General features: G+C 38.4%; 21 protein-coding genes and 1 tRNA gene. 2 read left to right on the top strand and 20 right to left on the bottom strand.

The genetic code is table 11. From position 1 onward, the window contains the following. Nucleotides 1–149: 149 nt before the first annotated feature. From BAU15_RS01390 to BAU15_RS01375, 4 genes are all read right to left on the bottom strand, one after another. Nucleotides 150–1673: a flavocytochrome c gene (locus tag BAU15_RS01390; RefSeq protein WP_161840962.1), complete on the bottom strand. Its 1524-nt coding sequence runs from the start codon at nt 1671–1673 to the stop codon at nt 150–152. Between the two features lie 416 nt (nt 1674–2089). After that, nucleotides 2090–2326 carry a hypothetical protein gene (locus tag BAU15_RS01385; protein ID WP_161840961.1) on the bottom strand — a complete coding sequence of 79 codons (237 nt, stop codon included), beginning with the start codon at nt 2324–2326 and terminating at the stop codon, nt 2090–2092. Nucleotides 2327–2454: 128 nt separating this feature from the next. Further along, nucleotides 2455–2673 carry a helix-turn-helix transcriptional regulator gene (locus BAU15_RS01380; RefSeq protein WP_161840960.1) on the bottom strand — a complete coding sequence of 73 codons (219 nt, stop codon included), beginning with the start codon at nt 2671–2673 and terminating at the stop codon, nt 2455–2457. A gap of 4 nt (nt 2674–2677) precedes the next feature. After that, on the bottom strand, nt 2678–3004 hold the full coding sequence (locus tag BAU15_RS01375) for a DUF6442 family protein (protein WP_161840959.1): 327 nt from the start codon (nt 3002–3004) through the stop codon (nt 2678–2680). Nucleotides 3005–3199: 195 nt separating this feature from the next. Here BAU15_RS01375 and BAU15_RS01370 point away from each other — a divergent pair. Further along, nucleotides 3200–3272 (top strand) — tRNA-Thr (locus BAU15_RS01370). Nucleotides 3273–3528: 256 nt separating this feature from the next. On the opposite strand, the gene BAU15_RS01365 is transcribed toward BAU15_RS01370, so the two are convergent. From BAU15_RS01365 to BAU15_RS01300, 14 genes are all read right to left on the bottom strand, one after another. Continuing rightward, nucleotides 3529–5931 (bottom strand): helix-turn-helix domain-containing protein, encoded by a 2403-nt coding sequence (locus BAU15_RS01365; RefSeq protein ID WP_161840958.1) that lies wholly within the window; start codon nt 5929–5931, stop codon nt 3529–3531. A gap of 138 nt (nt 5932–6069) precedes the next feature. Further along, nucleotides 6070–7485: a family 1 glycosylhydrolase gene (locus BAU15_RS01360; protein ID WP_202622686.1), complete on the bottom strand. Its 1416-nt coding sequence runs from the start codon at nt 7483–7485 to the stop codon at nt 6070–6072. 28 nt (nt 7486–7513) lie between these two features. Then, nucleotides 7514–8974, bottom strand: coding sequence for a PTS transporter subunit EIIC (locus tag BAU15_RS01355; RefSeq protein ID WP_161840957.1), 1461 nt, complete (start codon nt 8972–8974; stop codon nt 7514–7516). Between the two features lie 468 nt (nt 8975–9442). Further along, nucleotides 9443–9952 carry an NUDIX hydrolase gene (locus tag BAU15_RS01350; protein ID WP_161840956.1) on the bottom strand — a complete coding sequence of 170 codons (510 nt, stop codon included), beginning with the start codon at nt 9950–9952 and terminating at the stop codon, nt 9443–9445. A 163-nt stretch (nt 9953–10115) separates the two neighbouring features. Next, nucleotides 10116–10745 carry a uracil phosphoribosyltransferase gene (gene upp, locus BAU15_RS01345; RefSeq protein ID WP_161840955.1) on the bottom strand — a complete coding sequence of 210 codons (630 nt, stop codon included), beginning with the start codon at nt 10743–10745 and terminating at the stop codon, nt 10116–10118. Nucleotides 10746–10881: 136 nt separating this feature from the next. Beyond that, nucleotides 10882–12120 (bottom strand): serine hydroxymethyltransferase, encoded by a 1239-nt coding sequence (glyA, locus tag BAU15_RS01340; protein ID WP_161840954.1) that lies wholly within the window; start codon nt 12118–12120, stop codon nt 10882–10884. A gap of 87 nt (nt 12121–12207) precedes the next feature. Then, a complete protein-coding gene (locus tag BAU15_RS01335) occupies nt 12208–13230 on the bottom strand; it encodes an L-threonylcarbamoyladenylate synthase (protein ID WP_161840953.1) in 1023 nt (340 codons plus the stop codon). Nucleotides 13231–13516: 286 nt separating this feature from the next. Further along, nucleotides 13517–14356, bottom strand: coding sequence for a peptide chain release factor N(5)-glutamine methyltransferase (gene prmC, locus BAU15_RS01330; RefSeq protein WP_161840952.1), 840 nt, complete (start codon nt 14354–14356; stop codon nt 13517–13519). Beyond that, nucleotides 14349–15422: a peptide chain release factor 1 gene (gene prfA / locus BAU15_RS01325; RefSeq protein WP_161840951.1), complete on the bottom strand. Its 1074-nt coding sequence runs from the start codon at nt 15420–15422 to the stop codon at nt 14349–14351. The genes prmC and prfA overlap by 8 nt, the downstream gene beginning before the upstream one ends. Before the next feature lie 3 nt (nt 15423–15425). After that, nucleotides 15426–16013, bottom strand: a complete 588-nt coding sequence (locus BAU15_RS01320; RefSeq protein WP_161840950.1) for a thymidine kinase — start codon at nt 16011–16013, stop codon at nt 15426–15428. A 313-nt stretch (nt 16014–16326) separates the two neighbouring features. Then, the gene (locus BAU15_RS01315) at nt 16327–16860 is read right to left on the bottom strand and encodes a helix-turn-helix domain-containing protein (RefSeq protein WP_161840949.1); all 534 of its coding nucleotides are present in this window, start codon (nt 16858–16860) and stop codon (nt 16327–16329) included. Between the two features lie 145 nt (nt 16861–17005). After that, complete coding sequence (locus BAU15_RS01310; protein WP_161840948.1) at nt 17006–17203, bottom strand: hypothetical protein; 198 nt, start codon at nt 17201–17203, stop codon at nt 17006–17008. Between the two features lie 174 nt (nt 17204–17377). Next, nucleotides 17378–18316: an aminoglycoside phosphotransferase family protein gene (locus tag BAU15_RS01305; protein WP_161840947.1), complete on the bottom strand. Its 939-nt coding sequence runs from the start codon at nt 18314–18316 to the stop codon at nt 17378–17380. 58 nt (nt 18317–18374) lie between these two features. Next, nucleotides 18375–18782 (bottom strand): GNAT family N-acetyltransferase, encoded by a 408-nt coding sequence (locus tag BAU15_RS01300; protein ID WP_161840946.1) that lies wholly within the window; start codon nt 18780–18782, stop codon nt 18375–18377. A 361-nt stretch (nt 18783–19143) separates the two neighbouring features. Between BAU15_RS01300 and BAU15_RS15550 the strand changes: the two genes are divergently transcribed. Next, a complete protein-coding gene (locus tag BAU15_RS15550; RefSeq protein WP_202622685.1) occupies nt 19144–19296 on the top strand; it encodes a hypothetical protein in 153 nt (50 codons plus the stop codon). A gap of 52 nt (nt 19297–19348) precedes the next feature. On the opposite strand, the gene BAU15_RS01295 is transcribed toward BAU15_RS15550, so the two are convergent. Continuing rightward, a complete protein-coding gene (locus BAU15_RS01295) occupies nt 19349–21571 on the bottom strand; it encodes a beta-L-arabinofuranosidase domain-containing protein (RefSeq protein WP_161840945.1) in 2223 nt (740 codons plus the stop codon). After that, nucleotides 21572–22834, bottom strand: a complete 1263-nt coding sequence (locus BAU15_RS01290; RefSeq protein ID WP_161840944.1) for a dicarboxylate/amino acid:cation symporter — start codon at nt 22832–22834, stop codon at nt 21572–21574. Nucleotides 22835–22903 lie beyond the last annotated feature (69 nt).

The following is a 22903-nucleotide window of genomic DNA, read 5'->3' as shown; positions in this document are numbered from 1 at the left end:
AATTTTCTCATATTTCGAAAAATTTGTCTATTACTTACCATCGAGCCTGCGAGACTCTTCTATCTATGAAAAAAATGAAGGAGCTCGACATCTTTTCGATGCCGTACTCCTTCATTTTAGTTGGTTCATTTTACAAAATATCTACTAAATTATTTAACTTCGCTAGCAAATTTCGCTGATTGCGCGCCTGCTTGACGACCGAAGATAATAATATCTGCTACAGCATTTCCGCCAATACGGTTTTGTCCGTGAATACCACCAGTCACTTCCCCAGCAGCATATAGACCTTTAATTGTCGAGCCATCTTCTTTTTCTACTTGTGTATCTGTGTTAATTTTCACGCCACCCATTGTGTGGTGAATTCCTGGCGCAATTTGAATCGCGTAGAAAGGACCTTTTGTTAAATCGTAATCCATTGCTGTTTCACGTTTGAACGCTGTGTCTGATTGATCTTTAACTGCTTTATTCCAAGTAGTCAACGTGCTTTCTAACGTTTTCGCATCGACATCAATTTTACCAGCTAACTCTTCAATCGTTTCGCCTTCAATAACAACACCTTGTTCTTTGTAGAAATCAACTTGTTTTGCACGCTCAGCTAATGCAGAATCGAATACTAAGTAAGCATAATGTTCTGGCAATGCTGTAATCGCTGCTGAAACGTTGTCGCGAGTTTCAAGTTCGTTGTAGAAACGTTCACCTTGTTGATTCACAAGAATTGATCCTTCACCACGAACAGTTTCACTAATTAGCATACCTGTTTTTTGAACAACAGTTGGATGCACTTGGATTTGATCCATATCCACCACTGCGCCACCAAGAGATTCGATCATCTTGATACCATCGCCTGTACTACCTTCAGAATTGGTACTTACGTAACCTTTCAAATCAGGGCGATATTCTTCAATCATTTCTTTGTTTGATCCGTATCCACCAGTTGTAACAACAACTGCTTTACCAGAAATAGTTTTTTCTTTGCCATCAATTTCAGCAGTCACGCCAGTAACCTGACCGTCTTTTTCATTGATTTTTTTCACATCAACATTCACAAATAAAGGAATTTCTTTTTCGTGAACATTTCTAACCAAACCATCAACTAAATACGTTCCAACAGCCGCGCCATCATGTGGTCTGTGAATTCTTTTCACGCTTGCCCCACCACTAAAGCTGATGTTATCTAAAGTAATTCCCATAGAATCTAACCAGTCAATCGCGTCAGATGAATTGTCTACCAAATAATGTAAAAGATCTTGATCATTCGTACCTTTTCCGCCTTTTAATGTATCATCAAAGAATAATTGATTGCTGTCTTCAATTCCTTGTTCCTTTTGGAATTTCGTTTCAGAAGCATTCATCCCACCTGAAGATTTCAACGTATTACCACCAGCGATAGGCATTTTTTCAAGAATCACTGGATTCATGCCAGCATCTTTAGCAGAAAGTGCTGCCGCCATACCCGCACCACCAGCTCCAACGATAACAACATCATACTCATCTTTCAATTCTGATGGATCTGTGTATTCTTGTGCTGATGCAGCAGAAGTTGCTTCAACTGAACTCTCTGTGCTCTTAGCTGTGCTAGATTCCTTAGTAGATGCGCCATCACTTGCACATGCGCTCATTAGTAATGTCATTGTTAAACCAACGAACACTGTTTTTAACTTATTTCTTTTCATTCTTTTTCCCCCTAAAATAACTATGTAGCTTTTGAGAAATATCAAGTAAATATTTTCACAAACATCCAAATAACTTTTCCACCAACCATGCACAAATATAATTCTCCACCTGATAGATAAAAAACCTACCTACAAACAAACTGAATGATATCAGCGATTGAAGAGCAGTTTATGTCCTGATGATATAAAAAACTCTATCTATTTCTCTCGTTTAGATTATAAAGAAGTTTGTTATTGAAAGCAACATATTTGTGAAATACTAATCATTCTCTCATTGAGTCATTATTGACCCCCTCATTATTTCGTTCAGCCGATCACTCTCAGTCTACCATTCTTGCCCTCGCACCATCGTCCTGATTCCTATGCCAATTTTTGCGCATCAAAAAAGCCATCTCTATTAAGTGAGATGGCCTAAATTAAATTTCTTTCATATGCTTGTAATTAATAATTACGACACCATTACTTTGTGTCATTAATTGATCATTTTCACGCGTTTGATCAATCTCAACTACGGCAGAGTTCTTAAGCTGTTTAGTAATTGTTCCTGTCTGCGTTTTACCATGGACCGTAAAAGTAACGTGCGTGTTAACCATAAAATCTTTTCCAAATTCAGAGGGGACGACAGTAGAATCAAATTTTCCAAATGTAGCCATAAATAAAAAACCTACCTTTCATCTCTAATTATAGCACATTTTATGAAAAAAATCATGAAATGAAAACGGAAGTTAAGTATTTTCAATTATAAGTCGTACTTTCTTAGCTCTATGCTTCAGTTCTGAATTCACTCACTCTCCTGAAAATAGAACAATTCTTCAAATTTTCTTTCTAAAGCGATACAAAGAATTAACGCTAACTTAGCGGTTGGATTAAATTGCCCTGTTTCAATCGAACTTATCGTATTTCTTGAAACACCCACAAGCTCGGCCAACTGCGTCTGTGACATTTGTTTTTCTTTTCTAGCTTGCTTCAAATTATTTCTTAAAACTAATTCTTCTTTCATACACTCACCAGCTCTTTATAAAATACATGCCCAATAGCGCTAAACCAATGATAAAACAAACAATAATGGTTCCCGTTTGTTTATTCTTTTTATGCTCTATCTTTGTCATACCATAGACAGTTGCTGGGAAATATAACCAGACAATAGCCAAGATCATATAAAGCTCCGTAAGCCTCCATTTAAACAAGGTATATACCATAAGAAGAACTGCCACAACTACAAATACAATCCCACCGTACCTACTACCATTCAACACTTGTTGGTGCTCAACACCTTCTCTTGCACCTTTTTTGGAATCTCTTGCTTTTCTCAATAATTCTTCTTTATTCATTCTTCTTCCTCCTTGCAGTATATAATTATAAGAATCAAATCTGTTTCAACATTTTAACAAGTTTACTTGGCAAAACAAGTGTATCATACCAAGTTTTATTGTCAATACATTTTGCAAATAAAACTTGTCATTAACTACTCACGTGTTATTCCTTTACAAAATTATTTTTTTTTACTATAATTCATAATGTATTTCGCCAACTTAGCTCAGTAGGTAGAGCAACGCACTCGTAACGCGTAGGTCACAGGTTCGATTCCTGCAGTTGGCATACGTCAAAAACGCCGTCCTAACAGTCTTTTCAGACCATTTAGGGCGGCGTCTTTTTTTGGATTTTGCCTCGCGTGGGCAGAAACGTGGGCAGAGAATTTTATTTTTCAAATCCGGCGATAATTAAATAACAATTTTGTATTTTACTTTATGATTTTATTCATAAAATCATAATACCTCACTAATTCAGACCAAAGATAAAATATCCCAAGAACTCACAGCTGAGCTGAATATTTTTGGGTCTTTTTTCTATGAATTTATTTATAGATGCGCGTCAATTCAAATAATACTAATTGTTGTGGCTCGACTTTTATGCTTAGCTCGATTGCATTGTCAGTGACAGGTATTGATTTCATATACAGCCTTGGCTCACTTCTCTTATGAAGATAATCTAAAACAGATGGCGTTAACTGCTCTGAGGTTGTTACTTTCATCACCTCATCTAAGGCATTTCCTTCGAAATACCCGATTTTTCTTGTAGTAAGCTGATATTCTCTAGAATTAATCGGTAAGTTTTCTAATTGAATAACAGTTTTAGTCGCATAATAGTTAGAAAAGATATGTGCATCATTTGTTGCATCATCTGACTCATACCAATTAAAATATGAGGAATCAACCGGTGTATAGCCACAGGCGACAATCGTAATCGAATCAGTGGTGGAATTTTTGGTAACAAGAAATGTCTGATTCTTAAAAATCAGTTTCTCTTCAACACTATCGAGAAATACGTAGGCGTAAAGTCCAATTTTCGGGAGTCCATTCTTAGTCATCAGGCCTGGTGCACCAATAAATTCTTTGACGGTCTCATTTGAAGACATATCGATTAAGTCAGAAAAGTACCAATAGCCGATGCCGTTATACTGACTAGATAAATCTAGATGGTTTTTAAATATATAGGTTCCCTTAAATGACGTATCATTGATCCGATCATTCGTAAAGGAAGTAATATTAAATTCAGTAAGATAGATAGATTTTTCTAGATTATTTTCTTTTAATAAAATTTGCACCCGATTCGTTAACTTATAAAGGTAATCTTCTTTGCTCTGCTTGACTATTGCTGCTCTACCATTACTTGTACTTTCTCGTGATAAATAGGGAAGTGAGGTGAAACAAATGAAAGCAAAGTCCATTGATTGCATGGATCCCAATGTGGTTTCATCCGCTGATTCGATAAATTCCTTAAGCGGCAAGCCGCCGATACCAATAGATAAGTTTCGGTCTTTCTGACGGATTGCTTTTATTACTCGCTCGCAATAGACGATATATTCTGCCATGCGTGAAATGTCTAGTTGTTCATTCTCACCTTTAAACAGGCTGGTAATTTCCCCTCTCGCATATAAATATCTGAAATGAGGCTGAACGAGCTCAAACTTCCATTTTTTGATTACCGATGAACCATAGAGACTTAAATAGTGTTCACAAATTTGTACTATATCTTTGATCCAAGCTGAGAGGGAATAATGGGTCTGACCTAGACTACTTTTCTCGTCCAACTGTGGTGGATTTAAAACAATGAAAGGTTGGTAGCCTTCTTCCAATATAAAATGAATCACTTGGTCTAAGACCGTGAATATAAGCTGCCCATTCGTTCTAGTGACTAGATTTTTCGACATAATATCGCTGATGCGCAAATATTTCAGAACGGAGATATCTTTGCATGTCTCCAACTGTCTACGGTATCTGGCGTCTAATAAGTTAGCGGCAGCACCCATATTAATAATTCCATCAGCTACTTGAAAGTCACTACTGTTTTGACAGTTTAAGCGAATCGTTTCCTCTGTACTAACCTTTTCTGTATGATTCAATAACGGTAGAAGTTGTTCATCTAAATTAGTCGGTTCTGAAGTGGAGGAAGGCTCCTCTTTATTTTGATTCATTTTCCTAAAATAAGTTGGGCTTGTACCAAACCTATTCTTAAAAATTCGATTAAAAGAATTTACATTTGAAAAACCAGCGTCATAAACTATACTAGTGATGGATTTATCGGTTTGAATCAATTCTTGTTTGACTTTACTCAGGCGAAGATCCACTAAATACTCACTTAACGGTACACCTACTAGCTCAGAAAATGTTCGAGAAAGATACTGTTCAGAGACAAAAAAACGTTTAGCTAAATCCTTCAATTTAATTTCTTTCTCATAATTACTATCGATATATTGTTTTACTTCCTCCACTCTACTTGCTACGTTTCGGCTACCTCTCCTTACCTTAACTTCACGATAATATTTATTTTCTAATATGGTAAGAATACTAAAATACGTTTCGAATACAATCGCAGGAGAAGTCGTGTCCTTTTCAAGGTAATAAAGAGAGAGTAACTTATCTAAGTTAAAATAAAGGGAGTCATTAAATTGACCACCTTTTATATGCGAATTTCCAATAAACTCGTAACTATAGTTTACTTCACTATTTTTTTTGTTAAATGAATAACTCAGACCAATGTCGTAGACCACCGCACCTGACAGCACAACTTTATATGAACCAAGTTTGGGTAGGATCATGAACCCAGGAGCATGTAACTCGATGGTTTCGTATTCATTCCCAATGACTACTGATCCTTTTAGGATATAAATTAAGTGAACATTCCCATCATAACTATTTACATTATTATAATCATCGTCAATTTTTTTAATGGTGATATTATCCCACGGACTATTCATCTGCATTTCACGTCCCTCACCTTCTATTTTTAAGTGAAATTATACCAAGAGAACAAAGAAATAGATACTACATTCTATCTCTTTGTTCTCTATGATACCGCTATTCAATTAGGTTATTTCAATCTATAATATAACTGATTACATCAACTCTTCTCCATTTGACGTAACGACTTTTTTATACCAATCAAACGATTTCTTTTTATAGCGATTGCGTGTGCCATTTCCTTCATCATCAAGATCGACATACACTAATCCATACCGTTTACTCATGATACCAGAGCTAGCACTCACGATATCAATCGTTCCCCAAGTCGCATACCCAATAATATCAACACCGTCATCCATGGCTTCTTTCATCGCCTGAATATGTTTAGCAAAATAATTTATCCGATAATCGTCTTCAACAAAATAATTTTCATCGGCAACATCCATCGCTGCTAAGCCATTCTCGACAATAAATAGAGGAACTTCATAACGATCGTATAACTCATTTAAAGTAATTCTGAACCCTAGAGGATCAATTTGCCAACCAAAGTCATTTGCTTCTAAGTAAGAATTTTTCAAGGTATCTGCTATATTCCCACCTGTTGCTTCTTTATCTTCATTATTTGCAGCAGTCAGTCTGGTTGAATAATAACTTAAGGCCAGGAAGTCTGCAGTATATGTTTTAAGCAACGCCATTTCTTCTTCTGTGGCCAAAATATCAATGTCATTTTTCTCAAAATATCTACGCATATAAGCAGAATATTTCCCTTTGACTTGTACATCAATCAGTGAGTATTCCTCTTGATCAGCTTGGTAAGCAGCCCATACATCTGCTGGGTTAGGCGAATACGGATAGTTTTTCCCTGCGCCAATCATACTTCCAACCATAAATTCTGGATTAATTTCATGGCCAATTTTAGTAGCGATTGCCGAAGCTACCAACTGATTGTGTGCGCCTTGGTATTTAGCTTCCAAAATGTTTTCCTCTTTGAGCGGATCAATAAGACCACCAACAATGGGAATGCCGAGTATCATATTAATTTCATTAAAGGTAATCCAATATTTCACTTGCGTTTTGAATCGTTTAAAGACAGTCTCACAATAACGCTCAAAAAAGGTAATGACTTTTTTGTTTTTCCAGCCACCATATTTATACAGTCCTAGAGGTGTATCAAAATGATTGAGTGTGACGACTGGTGTGATACCATATTTTCCACATTCATTAAAAACATCTTCATAGAATTGAAGTCCTTCTTCGTTGGGCTCAAGTTCATCTCCGTTAGGGAAAATTCTAGCCCAGTTAATAGAAGTACGGAATACTTTAATACCTAATTCAGCCAATAATTTAATATCCTCCACATATCGGTGATAAAAATCAATTGCTTGGTGACTCGGATAATAATTATATTTCTTTTGTAGCGATTCTGGAACATTGTAAAGGGCTTCCCATCTACCTTCGTTCAAGGCTGGGAAAATATCATTTGCAGTCAGCCCTTTACCACCTTCAAGATAGCCGCCTTCTGCTTGTGAAGCGCACATTGCTGCACCCCATAAAAAATCTTTATTCATTTATTTCCTCTTTCTGTTCGTTTATTTTTTACTCATCAATTGAATCTGCTTTATCAGAGCGATACATCATCAAAGTCAATATGAAAGGAATCACAAATGACAGAATTGAAACCAAAGTAATTACGATAAAGCCAACTTGTGTCCCAGTTTCATTCGTATCAATGTAGCCTGGCAAAGCGAAAATCCCACCAGGTGTTAATTGCAAGAGTAGTGCCCGGAAAAAGCCAATGACACCGCCACCGATTCCAGATATCAAACAAACCATAATTAAAATTTTCTTTTCTTTTAATAAAAATCCATAAAGAGCTGGTTCAATCACACCTAAAATCCCAGAATTGAATCCTGCTGACAAGGCCAAACCTTTTTGCTTTTTATTTTTCAAACGTAAGCCAATTGCGATAATAGCACCTGCAATCGCGAAAGAATGGCCGGTAATCATTGGAAAAATAACATCATAACCATTAGTAAAGAAATTAGTCAAAGCAATAGGAACAATCGCACCGTGCAAACCAAATGTTACGATTGGAATCCATAGCCCACCTAATACAGCACTAATCAATGTAGGACTTAAATTGTAAGCAGCCATAATTCCAGCGCCGATTAGTTTACTTAGCACCATAGCAAATGGTCCAATTATTATAAGCGTGACAGGGATACAAATAATCAAAGTTACTAACGGTACTGCAAATCCAGCAATTGCTTCTGAAATATATTTTTTCGCTAAAGCTTCAACCTTCGAAGCAAAGTAAACAGCCAAAATTGCCGGAATAATTGTTGAAGAATAACTTTCTAACAACACAGGTATGCCAATAAATGATGTGTGAATAGGCATTGAAATAATTGTGTCTGTGAACACAGTGCCAATCGGATCATTTCCCATCATCGTGGCTAAAGTCGGGTAAAATAAAGACGCACCAATCGCCATCCCGATGATTTCATTAACTTTAAATCGTTTTGCAGCAGAATAGCCAACAAAAACAGGCATAAAATAAAAAATAATATCAGCAACGACGTATAAGATTTGATAAGTTCCACTTTCTTGTGAAATCCAGCCTAGAGATGTAGATAATGCCAAAATACCCTTTACAATCCCAGTCGCAGCCATCACACCAATTAACGGCACCATAATACTGATGATTACTGCCATTAATGAACTAATCGGATTTTTTTTGTCTTTTTTCGATGAACCATTATTCTCATTTGATTCTTCAGCTGAATTTTCATCTTCTGAGTCAGCGTTCACTACTGGATAATTTTGAGTTATTGTCTTATAGACATCAGCAACGTGATTACCAATTACTACTTGATATTGCCCTGTTGCACGAAGGACAGAAATAACTTCGCTGTTCTTCAATAATTCTTCTTTGTTTGCTTTTTCTTCATCTTTTAGAACAAACCGTAGACGAGTAGCACAATGCATCAACGAAACGACATTTTCAGGTCCACCAACATTTTTGACAATATTATCAGCTAAATTTTTATATTCCATAATATATCTCCTATGATTTTTTAGTAATCGATTACATTTATAGTTTACGTCTTATTCTATAAAAAGAATTGCTTACTTTTGATATTTTAATCGTACTAATTTGTCTACTTCCTATTTTTTATATGAATTAGTATAATAAAGATTGTTCATTTTTGCTATTTTGATTAGATAACCTTCGTAGAGCACGATAATCTTACCAAGGTCTTGCTACTATTAATCTACTAGTTGCGAAGGTCTCTTTTAGCAGTAAGAATTCCGAATGGTTTTGGAAAAGAGAGCAACTCTAGAAGTCCATTGTAAATATCTTCTTCACATTTACAATAGTTATATTCCCTTTAAGTGAAATAAAAAAGCTCTCCAACTACGCTCAAAGAGCCAAAATAGTCGAACAGCTTCCATCATTCTATTTATATTCCACTTTGTCCAATCTCACAAAACCAATAATTACGCAGTCGACTCATCTACAAGCTATTCATGTAAATGCCCTTTATGTATCCAAGAAAATAATGTCTCATTGAAGAAATAAGGAATCATCTCGCCTGCTTTTACTAGGCTCTGAAATTCTTCTTCGTTCACCCAGCGTGCTTCCTGAACCTCTTCTTTTTGTAGCGTCAATTCTTCTAAAGCAACATCATGATAGATAATCCAAAAATCATCAAATCCATCTGGAAAATACCAAGTAAATCGTAGTTGGCTTTCCGCTGTGGTCACGTCAATCCCTAACTCTTCTTTGATTTCTCTTATCATCGCTTGCCTAGAACTTTCGCCTGCTAAAGCAGAACCTGCCGCAGAGAAATCCCAAAACCCAGGCCAGCCAATCTTATCTTCTCGCCTTTTCTGAATAAGTAATTCGCCTTTTGAGTTAAAGATTAAGGCAGTCACCACCAGATGATAATCACCCACCGCCATTTTTTCGCCCCTTGTATGAAGCCTGCCAGTCTTTTCCCTGTTTTCAGTGTAAATATCCCATTGTTCCATCTCTATGACTCTCCTCCTCTATCATTAACTTTGCAAAAAAAGAAGTCGTGGCAAAATTCCATCCTCCCTTTTTCCCGAATAAACGGTGTTCCAGAAGCCGCTTCTGGCACAAGCTAAAAAAACTTGTGAAAATTTCTCTCCACAAGTTTTTTTCTAGTACTGCTTATTTTGTTCCGAATAAACGGTCGCCTGCATCGCCTAGACCTGGTACGATGTAGCCATCTTCATTTAATTTTTCATCTAAAGCTGCTGTATAGATATCGATATCTGGATGAGCATCTTGTAATGCTTTAACGCCTTCTGGTGCAGAGACTAAACACACAAATTTAATGTTTGACGCGCCACGTTTTTTCAATGAATCAATCGCCATGATCGCTGATCCACCAGTTGCTAGCATTGGGTCAACAACGAATAATTGACGGCTCGCAATATCTTCTGGCAATTTTAAGAAGTATTCATGTGGTTCTAACGTTTCTTCATCACGGTATAAACCAACGTGTCCAACTTTTGCTGCTGGAATTAATTCTAAAATTCCATCAACCATGCCAATTCCAGCACGTAAGATTGGAATAATCGCTACTTTTTTACCTGTTAAAGTTTTTTGAGTTGTTTCAACCATTGGTGTTTCAATAACGATGTCCTCTAGCGGCATATCGCGAGAAACTTCGTAGGCCATTAGCATAGCAATTTCATTTACGACCTCACGAAAAACTTTTGTTCCACAGTTCTTTTCTCTGATAATCGTTAGTTTGTGTTGAATTAATGGATGATCAATTACTTGAAATTTGCCCATGTCGATTCTCCTTAATATTGGTTATTTTTGCTTCTATTTATTGTAAAACAAAAGAGAGAAGGACACAAGCCCCGCTCTCCTAAAAATTCATTCAGTTATCTATGCAACGAACGATTTAACTAACGATTCAATCAAATTAGCGATACAAAGGATATTTGTCCGTCAATTCTTTAACACCCTCGCGAACTTCAGCTAGAGCCGCTTCGTCATCTTTCGCGCGCAAGGCTTTAATTACTAATTTTGCAACCTCGACCGCATCCTCCTCAGTAAAGCCACGACTCGTAATTGCTGGTGTACCAATCCGAATGCCGCTAGTTTTAAAAGGACTCAATTTTTCAAATGGAATCGAGTTTTTATTCACCGTAATATGAACGGTATCTAAAATTGTTTCGGCTTCTTTCCCGTTTAAGCCAAAATCAGTGACTTCGATTAACAATAAATGATTGTCAACATCGCCTGAAATCAGACGCGCTTCCGGTGCTTGATTAAAGACTTTCGCCATCGCTTTCGCGTTATCAATCACCTGTTGACTGTACTCTTTAAATTCTGGATCCAACGCTTCTTTGAAAGCCACAGCCTTCGCAGCAATCACATGCTCTAAAGGACCGCCTTGAATACCAGGGAAGATGGCGCTATTAACTTTCTTCGCCAATTCTTCATCATTGGTTAAAATCATGCCGCCACGAGGGCCACGTAATGTTTTATGAGTTGTTGTGGTAGTGATATCTGCATACGGTACAGGATTTGGATGTAAGCCAGCTGCTACTAAACCAGCAATATGAGCCATATCCACCATTAATTTTGCGCCAACTTCATCGGCAATTTCACGGAATTTAGAAAAATCAATCGTCCGGCCATACGCGCTCGCGCCAGCAACAATCAATTTAGGTTTATGCTGTCTCGCTAAAATGCGAACGACATTATAATCAATCACTTCAGTCGTAGGGTCGACACCGTAGCTGACGAAATTGTAGGTTTTTCCACTAAAGTTTACTGCTGATCCATGCGTTAAATGTCCTCCCGCAGACAAATCCATGCCCAACACAGTATCTCCTGGTTCAATTAATGCCAAGTAAGCTGCAGTATTTGCTTGAGAACCTGAGTGAGGTTGCACATTCGCAAATTTTGCGCCAAAGATTTCATTCGCACGGTCAATTGCTAAGCTTTCAACCACATCGACAAATTCACAGCCGCCATAGTAACGTTTTCCCGGATAGCCCTCTGCGTATTTGTTCGTTAAAATGCTTCCTTGAGCCGCCATGACTCCTTCTGAAACAACATTTTCAGAGGCAATTAACTCCAAGTTATTTTCTTGACGCTCATGCTCTTTCGCAATTGCTTCCCATACCTCTGTATCCTTTGCTTTGTAATCCATAAACAAATAACACCCCTCAATAATTATTTTTTTATAGTTGCATAATAAATTGTAACATACTTACTGAAAATTTCTTAAAACAACTGTCTACTTTTCAAAAAAATTTTGAGCGGCGGCTTTTTTCAAACGATTCATATAAGCAATCCCCAAACCCTCTTCAGGAAAAGCCTCAGCTAAAATCACATCTAAATCAGTGCCCTCATCCAACGCTCTAAGTCCTGCGAACAAGCCTCTAGTAGCCGCTTCAATCGTATTCTCCTGATAAGAAAAGCTAGCTTCTGCTTGATTTCCCCAGCTACTCACAACACTTGGACTAGCTAAAATCCCAATCTTCAAGCCTTTTTCACGGCTCACTTTAAGGGCTGCTTGCCAGTCATCAGGACGAACCATCAAGACCTTGGTATCCGGCGAATAATGTTTATATTTCATCCCCGGCGATTTAGGTACTTCATTTTCTTCCACCAAATGACGATCCACCTCAACCGTCGTTTTCAAAACAGCCTCAAGTGCTTCTTTCGTAATCGCGCCTGGACGTAAAATCATCGGTGGCTTTGTCGGATCACTAATATCTAAGACCGTCGATTCCACACCAATCTCTGTTGCACCATCATCCAAAATTCCAGCAATTTTGCCTTTCAAATCATGGTAAACATGCTGCGCTGTCGTTGGGCTCGGTTTTCCAGAAGTATTCGCACTTGGGCCAACAATTGGTACACCTGCTAATTTGATAAATTCAAGCGTTTTTTTGTTATCTGGCATCCGAAACGCAGCTGTGGATAACCCACCTGTTACCACCAATGGTAAACTAGCTTTTTTGATAAAAAAGATCAATGTCAACGGTCCAGGCCAAAAATTAGCCACAATTTTTTTTGTCAGCGGATGAAAGTTATCCACATACTCCTCTACTTGGGAAAAGTCAGCCACGTGCACAATTAACGGGTTGTCACTCGGTCGACCTTTGACCTCAAATACCTGACGAACAGAATCCTCTAATAGCGCATTAGCGCCCAATCCATAGACCGTTTCTGTCGGAAAAGCGACCAACTGTCCCTCAGCTATTTGATGCGCCGCCTCGACAAGTTCAACTTCTTGATATATTTTTGTATCCACAGCTTATCCACAGCTCCTTTTTTCTAAAACTGAGTCATTTTCCACTTTTACCTTTACTTATCCACGGATTGTGGATAAACGATTTGTCAAGTGTGCATAACTCTGTTAATAACTTTTTATATTCAATGAAAACTTACTTTCACCCATCTTTTTACTCTTTCTAACTGTCAAAAAAAATAGTTATCCACAATTGGAGATTTTCTTTTTCACAGCCACGCTTTTGAAGGGAGCTTCTGCCCTCTTTTTCTAGCTGACATTCTTTTTCCAAGTACGACTATGTGTTGACTTATCCATGGATATAAATCATGCGATCTTTTCCTGATAAATCCTGACGCACTTCAACTTTTTTCTGAGGAAATCGTTCTTGGAAAATTTGACGTACCGCATTCCCTTGTTGAAATCCAATCTCTAAGAAAATTTTTCCCTCAGGTTTCAAGCGACTGACTGCTTCTTCAGCTAACTGTTCATAAATTGCTAGACCTTCATTTTCCGCAAAAAGCGCTAGCTTCGGTTCATACGTTCGAACACTTTCATCCATTAAGTCCCATTCTGCCGGACTAATATACGGTGGATTTGAAATCAACACATCAATCGGATCGTTAATCGGCGACAAGCCATCGCCCAGAACAAACGCAACGTCCAGACCCAACAACGCCCCATTTTCTTTCGCCACTGCCAAAGCTTCTGGTGAAATGTCGACTGCGGTAACTTGCCAATCTGGCCGCTTTGCTTTTAAACTCAAAGCAATCGCCCCCGTGCCCGTACCGACATCCACCACTGAAAGAGGCCCCATATTTTTCGTTTCATTTAAGCATAGCTCCACCAATTCCTCTGTCTCCGGTCGCGGAATTAACGTCGCCTCTGTTACCTTAAAGCGGTGATCATAAAAATCGGCATAGCCTAAAAGATAATGTGGCGGAATATCCTTCAGCAGAGAATCAACATCTGTCTGAATCTGCTGCTCTTCCTCTTGGCTGATTGGGCTATTCATATTCAGTAACCACTGTGTCTTCGTCCAATTCTTTCTCTCAAGGAAGAGAAACTCAATGGCGTAGCCTTCTTTTCCTTGTTCTTCTAAAAAAGAAGAAGCCCGTAAAAGGACTTCTCGATAGGTTTTGTTAGCCATTTTGCATCTCTTCTAATTTTGATGTTTGATCATACAGCACCAACGCATCAACGATTTCATCTAATTTTCCAGCTAAGATTTGATCTAGCTTTTGAATAGTCAAACCGATTCGGTGATCCGTCACACGGTTTTGTGGGAAGTTATACGTTCGAATCCGTTCCGAACGATCTCCAGTACCAACCGCTGACTTACGACTCGCATCATACTCACTCTGAGCTTCTTGAGAGATTTGATCATAAACACGTGCTCGTAAAATTTTCATCGCCTTTTCACGGTTCTTAATCTGTGAACGTTCATCCTGCATCGCCACCGCAATTCCAGTTGGCAAGTGAGTCAAACGAACAGCCGAAGCCGTTTTATTGACGTGCTGTCCACCCGCGCCTGATGCATGATAAATATCTGTCCGAATATCTTTGTCGGCAATCTCAATCTCAACTTCTTCCGCTTCTGGCATCACGACAACCGTTGAAGTTGAGGTATGGATCCGTCCTTGAGACTCTGTTGAAGGCACACGCTGTACGCGATGCGCGCCACTCTCATATTTTAATTTTGAGTAGACATTATTACCGGTAATCATCATGATGACCTCTTTGTACCCACCAATTCCAGTAACATTCGCTTCCAAAACTTCCACGCGCCAGCCTTGAGACTCCGCATATTTTTGATACATATTAAACAAGTCGCCTGCAAATAAGGCCGCTTCATCGCCACCCGCTGCGCCACGAATTTCCATGATAATGTTTTTATCATCATTCGGATCTTTCGGTAAAAGCAAGATTTTGATGCGCTCTTCGATTGCTTCTTTTTCCTTCTTCAAGTCAGATAATTCTTCCTTAGCCATCTCCGCCATATCAGAATCTAAGCTCTCACCCAGTAATTCTTCGGTATCGCTAATTCCTTCAACAACCGTTTTATAACGACGGTAGACTTCAACGGTTTCTCTCGTATTCGCCTCTTCTTTAGACAACTCTAAGAAACGCTTCGTATCTGAAATCACTTCCGGGTCACTCAACAATTCCCCAAGCTCTTCATAACGATCCTCTATTGACTGTAACTGATCATACATAATTTATTTTTCTCCCTCTTCATTCATTTCTGGATGGAAATAATGATGGCGACACACTGGATAATACGCTTCATTTCCGCCAATTTGTACCTGGTCACCCTCATAAACGGGCTTTCCATCAATATAATGCAGGTTCATCGTCGCCTTTTTGTGACAGAACCAACAGATTGTTTTTAACTCTTCAATTTTATCTGCATACAATAACAGATACTTCGAGCCTTCAAATAGCTCATTTCGAAAATCATTCTTCAAACCAAACGCCATCACGGGAATCTTCAACTCATCCACCACGCGGGCAAATTCAATCACATGCTTTTTCAATAAAAATTGCGACTCATCTACGAGTATGCAGTACGGTTTAACTGGCATTTGTTCCATGATTTCGTAAACATTTGTTTCTGGGAAAATCGGTGTCGCTTCTCGCTTCAAACCAATCCGACTAGAAACCATGCCCACGCCTTCTCGTGTATCCAACCCACTGGTCATCAGTACAACAGGCTTATTCTGCTCCTCATAATTATGAGCAACCTTTAAAATCTCGATTGTTTTACCACTATTCATTGCTCCATATTTAAAAAATAATTGCGCCATTTCACCTGTCACCCTTCGTTTTACTCTTTGACATTATACTAGATTTCTGACTATTTTTATAGTACGAAATTCTCGTCTGAGTATTTTACAGTATCGTGCGGTAAAAGCCCACTCTTAAAACTAGGACAAACAGACTTACATAAGCAACAAGAAACAAGCCATTTCTCACCTTTTATGCGTGAAAAACAGCCTGTTTCTATCGTTCAATTTTTCTATTAATTTACTCAACTGAACTACTGATACATTTGTCTGATGGACTATCAATCAGCTGAATATTCACATTGTTCATCAGTTCAGCTGTTTGTTGGTTCATTTACTCGTCTATCTCATAATCGAAGAGACCTCTTGATTTAATTGGCACAAAGTATTTCAATTCGTAATTAGATTGCCCGCGTGCCATAGCGTCCATTATTTCTTTCAACTCTGTTTCTGCATCTTCACGCGTCCTATACCAAGCTAAATTAGCCGAACTCTCTCCCCAGAAATTACGACCATCAACACCGCACAAAATAACTTCCGGATGAAACTCTTTCTTACCAAATACAGGGATCAGAAAAAACTTATGATAAGAAGCAACATTGCCATTCACTGGACTCATAATCGTTATTTTATCAGTACCCATTGCATCACTTGAAGGAGCCTGCTCTTCTTCTGGGCTCCCCACTAATAGATAGTCAGTCGAGACTTCAAAATATTTTGCCAACAAAACCAATTTATCCAAATCAGGTTGGGCCGTGCCATTTTCATATCTCGAAATGGACTGTCTGGAAACATCCAAGACCTCCGATAATTCTTCCTGTGAGATGCCTTTTTTCATACGTAAATCTCTCAACTTTTCACTAAACATATCCTTCACCTCATACGGTTATTTGCTATAAGATTAAGATACCAATACCAATTTGACAATATCTGTCTCGTTGCATTTGCGCACATCTCTGTTGCAGCCTTGTTGCACCCCTGTTCTCAAGCCATTTCTCAATACCTAAATCCAATTATTCTTTACTCTGCTTTTTTTCGTTAGCCTTCATTTTTTGTTCGTCAGACTGCTGCTTCCGTTCAAGATCCTTATCACTATCTTCTTGATCCAGTGATAAAATCTCATCAACAGAATCCTTATCTAAGAATGCACCCAGTCCTTTGACCATCAACTTTGTCTGCCGCAACACATAATCTTTTTCATATTCAGCCATGGCGATTCACTCCTTCACTTTCTTTGATTTGTGATTCTCCTCTTGCAACTTTTCACTCTAGAACAAATTCACCTTTATTCAAGTAGATTTAATCGGGCTAGTTTCTCTATGCTTAGATTAATTTCCGTCATACAATCAATCAACATTTTCGACAACTATGCGTTATTTAATTTTCTAATCTACAATGAGCTGAGCATCCAGCTCTTGGTACCATTTTGGAATAAGCTGTGTCCCTTGAGTATAATCTTCGCTCATTTGCTGGAAACGATCTATCATTCCTGTTACATCTTTTTCTCCATAAGGAAGCGCCCAAATAATTGAATATAGAGCCGCATGCATCGTATATAACTTTTGCGCTTCCCAAAACGCTTGCGGCACTTGATTAGAAAAATAACCATCCATCTGACCACGTGCAAACGCCGGTGAAACTTCTCTAGAGAACAACTGAATTTTATAGAATTCCTCATAAGCATCGCCGATATCCCAGCGATCAAAATCAATAATCCCTAGTGGCTGATTCTCTTGATAAACAAAATTCCCCACATGAAAATCGCCATGTAGAAGACAAGCCGGACGGTTTGGTACTCGCTCCAACTGTTGTTGAACATAAGTAATCATCCCGTCTTGTCCCGCCAATTCAAATGCTGAATCCACATATGCTTGTAGTTGTCGTTTCTTTTTTGTATACAGTTCCCTAAAAACAGTCGTAGAATCAGTCGTTGATAATACTGAAGGAATCGGCACCTGATGGATTTTTGTCAAAGCCTGACCCGCCTCTTGACCTAGCAGGTATTGTTCAGACAACGAAGCTTGCGGCAAATACTCAGACAAATCATTTCCTTCTACATAGGTATGTAGCAGATAAGCCCTACTCGAATTCGGAATTTCCTCACAACAAATCGGTGCCGGCGTATTCAAATCCAGTTGCGCCACTAGCTGTAGCACCTCGAACTCTTTCCGTTTTTTCTCTAGCTGGTCTTTTTCAAATTGTCGCAAAAGATACTCGCCCTCTTCTGTCTGAATTCGAAATTTTTTATCGCTCGACCAACCTTTTTCAATCGGTACGACCGACAGCCACCCAGAATAATTAGGAATTTTTTCTAGCTCATCCATCTACACACCTCCTCATCAATTACTTCTCAAGCACTTTCCCAATTTTCAATTTTGCCTACTAATAAGCGCGAAAGAACGCAACAGTATCCCCTGAATCACAAGAAACAAATCCAGCTTTTTCATAGAAATGACGAACATCTGGTGCATCATTGGTTAACAAGACCTTTTGTCGGACATCCGGGTACATCGCTAATAGTTGGTTCATTAAAGCTGTGCCAATTTTCTGATTCTGAAATTCTGGCATCACCAATAAATCTTGGATGTATAAAATCGTTTGGCCATCGCCAACTGCTCGAATTAAGCCAATCAATTGATTGCCCTGCCAAGCAGAAATCACCGTCAGCGACTGTTCAATCGCTAAAGAGAGTCTTTCCGGTTCTTGTGTATAAGCAATCCAGCCCACGCTATCATATAAAGCCATTACCTGTTCTCTGTCTATGTTTTGTTCTAGTTTATACGTAATCATTTATTCTTCCTCCGTTAAATTAATCTGCGTTTTAACGGACAATTCTCAACTTCACCATAGGTTTAACCTCACTTTGTGCTGACTTTTCTATTTCCTTCAATTATATAACGAAAAGGGCTTACAAACAATCTACGTCTCGCTTTTTACTCAATAATCAATTTTAAATCGATTCCCACGTCAATTCTATTCAACAATTCCTATCGCCAAGCCCGATTAACTATTTCTCCTAAATGCATTTCCCGTCTTGCGATATTCGGTCTCATGACCGATTTCAGAAATAATCCTTTCTATTATAATTAGATGAAGAAATCATTTTTTTAACCATTCGTTTGTCCATTAAATTTGAGTAAGGAGTGAGAACATGAAAAAAGATTCAATCAAAACAGGCATTAGCTTCGGCTGCGCACTAGCCATGATTATTTCCTATGTCAAATGGCACAGTATTCTATGGGCCATTATCCACGGGATTTTCAGCTGGGCCTATGTTGTTTATTTTATGGTGATGGGATATTAGGAAACAATAATTAGCGCCGTAGTCTAGTTTCTTTTGACTACGGCGCTAATTGTTATTCTATTTTAAAATACCCATGATACGTTTCATGATTAATCTGATTAATAGGTTTCATCTGCTGGTCACCAAGATAGTAACCTTCCTCATCCCGAATACCTTCTGCAAGAATTCCCTTCGAAAATGACAGATAATTAGGTTGATCTGAACAAACGGTTAACATTTCTCTTCCATAGAAGAGCGCAAAGATTGCTGGATTGTCACTCGTTTCCTTCACTTGTGTTTTATTCTCATAAGTGATGGTTATCGAACTATCGTTCCAATCCGATTGCACATGAAGATAGCCATCTTCAATAGTCGATGTGACTACTTGTTCATCCACTTGAACCTCCATAAGATTCATCCAAGAAGGCACTCGGAATTCTATCGGGAATTGCCCTTGTCCATCAACAAAGAGTTTGATTTTATTATTCTCATTCTCTTGACGAATAGTCACTTTTTTCTCAGACCAATCGACCTCACTTGGATAGTAGAGATTAACATAGCAACACTCACTATCAAAACTGTAGATATCTTTCTGGAATCGCAATAGTGTTTCTAATCCTGAACCATGACAGCAAGTATTTTCATGCGTGTCAAAATGTTTCTCGCCCGCTGGAGCTAACGGTAAAAAGTACGTTGTACCGCCATCACAATCATGACTGGCCGCTGCCAATAAATGATTATGTAGAGCATTTTCATAATAATCAAAGTAAAAATTCTGAGGATCTAAGTCGTACAATTTTTTACTCAATTTGAGCATATTGTAGCTAGCGCAGCTTTCAGCTGTTTTGTGTGTTAAAAACTGGGCAGTTTGGTCAGCTTTTTTAAACATTTCTGTTTCACCAAGTCCGCCATTCGCGTAAGTATGATGACGTACGACAATTTCCCAGAAGTTCTGAGCTATTTCATGATAAGTTGCTTCGCCAGTCTCTTCGTAAATATCCAAGGCCCCTATAATCTGAGGAATATGTTGATTGGCATGAACGCCATTTAATGTATCGTAATTAGCAGCCATTGGTACATATAATTTATCATTTTCGAATAGCAAAGCCGTATTTAAATAGTGGTTATCTTGCGTGAAATGATAGAGTCTAATCAAGGCAGAAATCATTCCACCAAATTCTCCAGCAATGTAGATTGACCACATTTTTTTCAGTTGTTTATCTGTTAATTTGCTTAGGCGATTATAGGTCCAATCGCCAATTTTTTTGGCTATTTCTAACCCTTGCTGATTATTAGTAAATTCATAACCATCTAGCAAACCATTCAATAATTTATCCAATGTATAATAGGGAGCCCAAATTTCAGGATACTTTGTATACACCTCTAACAAATCAAATTGCTTCTCATCATAGGCACTCAAGAAACCTTCATTCATTCCTAAGTTTGTTAAAGCCGTCTGACATTTCCCTAATTCTGAGATGAGATAATTCACTTTCTCTTGATAAATCTCTTTCCCAGTTACAAATGACGCTAACGAGAATGCTGACAAATAGTGGCCTGTTGTATGTCCTCGTAAATTACACTCTGGTGCATCCCAACCAGTCATTTGAGTCGCACCTTCAACTGAAAGTTGCGCCGTTTCTCTAAAGCTAAATAGCAATTGATTACAGTCTACCTGTGCCAGATGGACTAACATTCTATCGGAAGCTTCTTTAAAAATCGAATCTCCTGTCAACCTTGCTGCTAATGAATATCTTTTCTTAGTCGGCTGTTCCAAATAGGCTTCTTCCAATAGAACGGTACATTGGACAGTGAAATCGCTCATTCCAACTTGTCCTTGAATAACTTGTCTATCCTTCGACCAATCGATGGTATTCGCCCAAGTCACAGGTTCCGTTGAGAATGTTCCATCATTCAATTTAACAACACAAACACTAGGTAGCTGCCCTTTCAATGCGCGATTAATGGTTTTCTCTAAATCATAGACTTCCACGATCTCTGTTGTAGGCACTTCTTCCAAGACAGTCACGACATATTCTTTTGTTTGCTTTTGAGTCCCGTTTGTCGCAGTTACAGTCAAAATAACTTCCCGATTTCCTACGCCATAGGTAGGTTGCGTAACTTCACCTTCGTGACTAATAAAAAGAATCTCATTTGAATGCCAGCTGAATTGGCTGCCTCTTTTCCCTTCTTTAGGAAGAATAAGATTCGTATCAACCGTACCCAAGTTTCCCAAATAAATATCTTGTAAGTCATTTTTCAAATCCTCTTGAAGTTGTTCAACATTTGTATTCAACTAATCAATCTCCTTTACCAATTCCTTTGTTTCGCCAGCTTCTTTTTTCAGCAGACTATTTTTTAACCAATCTTTTCCTTCCACTAATCGAGCAATCACCATTGAAATAGCTGGATCACTAGTCACATTAATCATCGTACAAAACGGATCAGTTAGCGTGCCCATAATAACAATCAACGGCACTGCATCTGTCGGAAAACCAAAGGCGGTACAAATAAATAGTTCGCCAATAAAACCACCACTCGGAATAGTTCCAACAATCACACCGCTGATAATAGCGACAACAATTGCTAAGCCCATCTCTTGTAAACCGAAGTTTCGATTATAGATAGCGAGTAGGAAAGCGATTTTCATAATTTGAACACTAACTACGCCATTCTTATGAGTACTTCCACCTAAGGGAATTACTAAATCTGAAATTTCAGATGGAATCCCCATTTGTTTTGCGGCTACTAAGTTGACTGGGATACAGGCGGTACTTGAACAAGTACCCATCGCAGTCGTCATTGGTAAAGCAATGTTACGCCAAAACACCTTGACGCCTTCTTTACCTCCACCCCAATAAGAATAGAGCGTTGAAGTTAGAACAAAGAAAACAATGCAGAACAAGACATAAATAACTGCCAAGCGGGCGATTGAAGCCACGACCTGCCCTCCTAATTGGCCAATCATTGAAGCAAAATAACAAGCAATCCCAACTGGTGCAAGCTTCATCACCATATCAACCATCTTAGAAAAGACATCTGTAATAGAACCCACAAATTTCTTGACGACAGTTCCTCTCTCACCAAGTAGACTAATAGAAATCCCAAACATAATTGAAAAAATAATCAACGGTAGCATATTATCCTTCGAGAGAAGCATTGAGAAATCTGAGACGGTAAGCATATTAACCAAGTTCAGACTAGCTTCAAGCGGTTCATTCCCTCCTGGGACATTTACTGGTGTTCCATCTGTTGTTGGGAAAAGTTTTACTGTTCCCAAGGCAAGTAGAGAAGTGATTAATCCTGATATAAGAATAACGGCTAGAAAAATAAGTAGGATTTTCCTTAACTTGCCAACATTTTCCATATTCGCGATCGAACTAGCAATCGAGAAAAAGACAATCGGAACAATTAAACAAAAAACCAAATTCAAAAATATGTCAGCGATGGGCTTTAATTGGGCTGCATCTGGTCCTAAAGTGAAACCGAGTACTGCCCCCACCAACACCCCAGACAAGAGGATAATAGAAAAGCGATACGTGTTTAAAATTTTTTTCATGATGTATTCTTCCTTTCTTTCTTATTGACTTTATGTTAACGTATACACCTAAAATGCAGTTAGCTATAA

Source organism: Candidatus Enterococcus huntleyi, assembly GCF_009933175.1.
In the GTDB taxonomy this organism is placed as follows: domain Bacteria; phylum Bacillota; class Bacilli; order Lactobacillales; family Enterococcaceae; genus Enterococcus_K; species Enterococcus_K huntleyi.
This window is presented reverse-complemented; position numbering and strand designations above follow the sequence as displayed.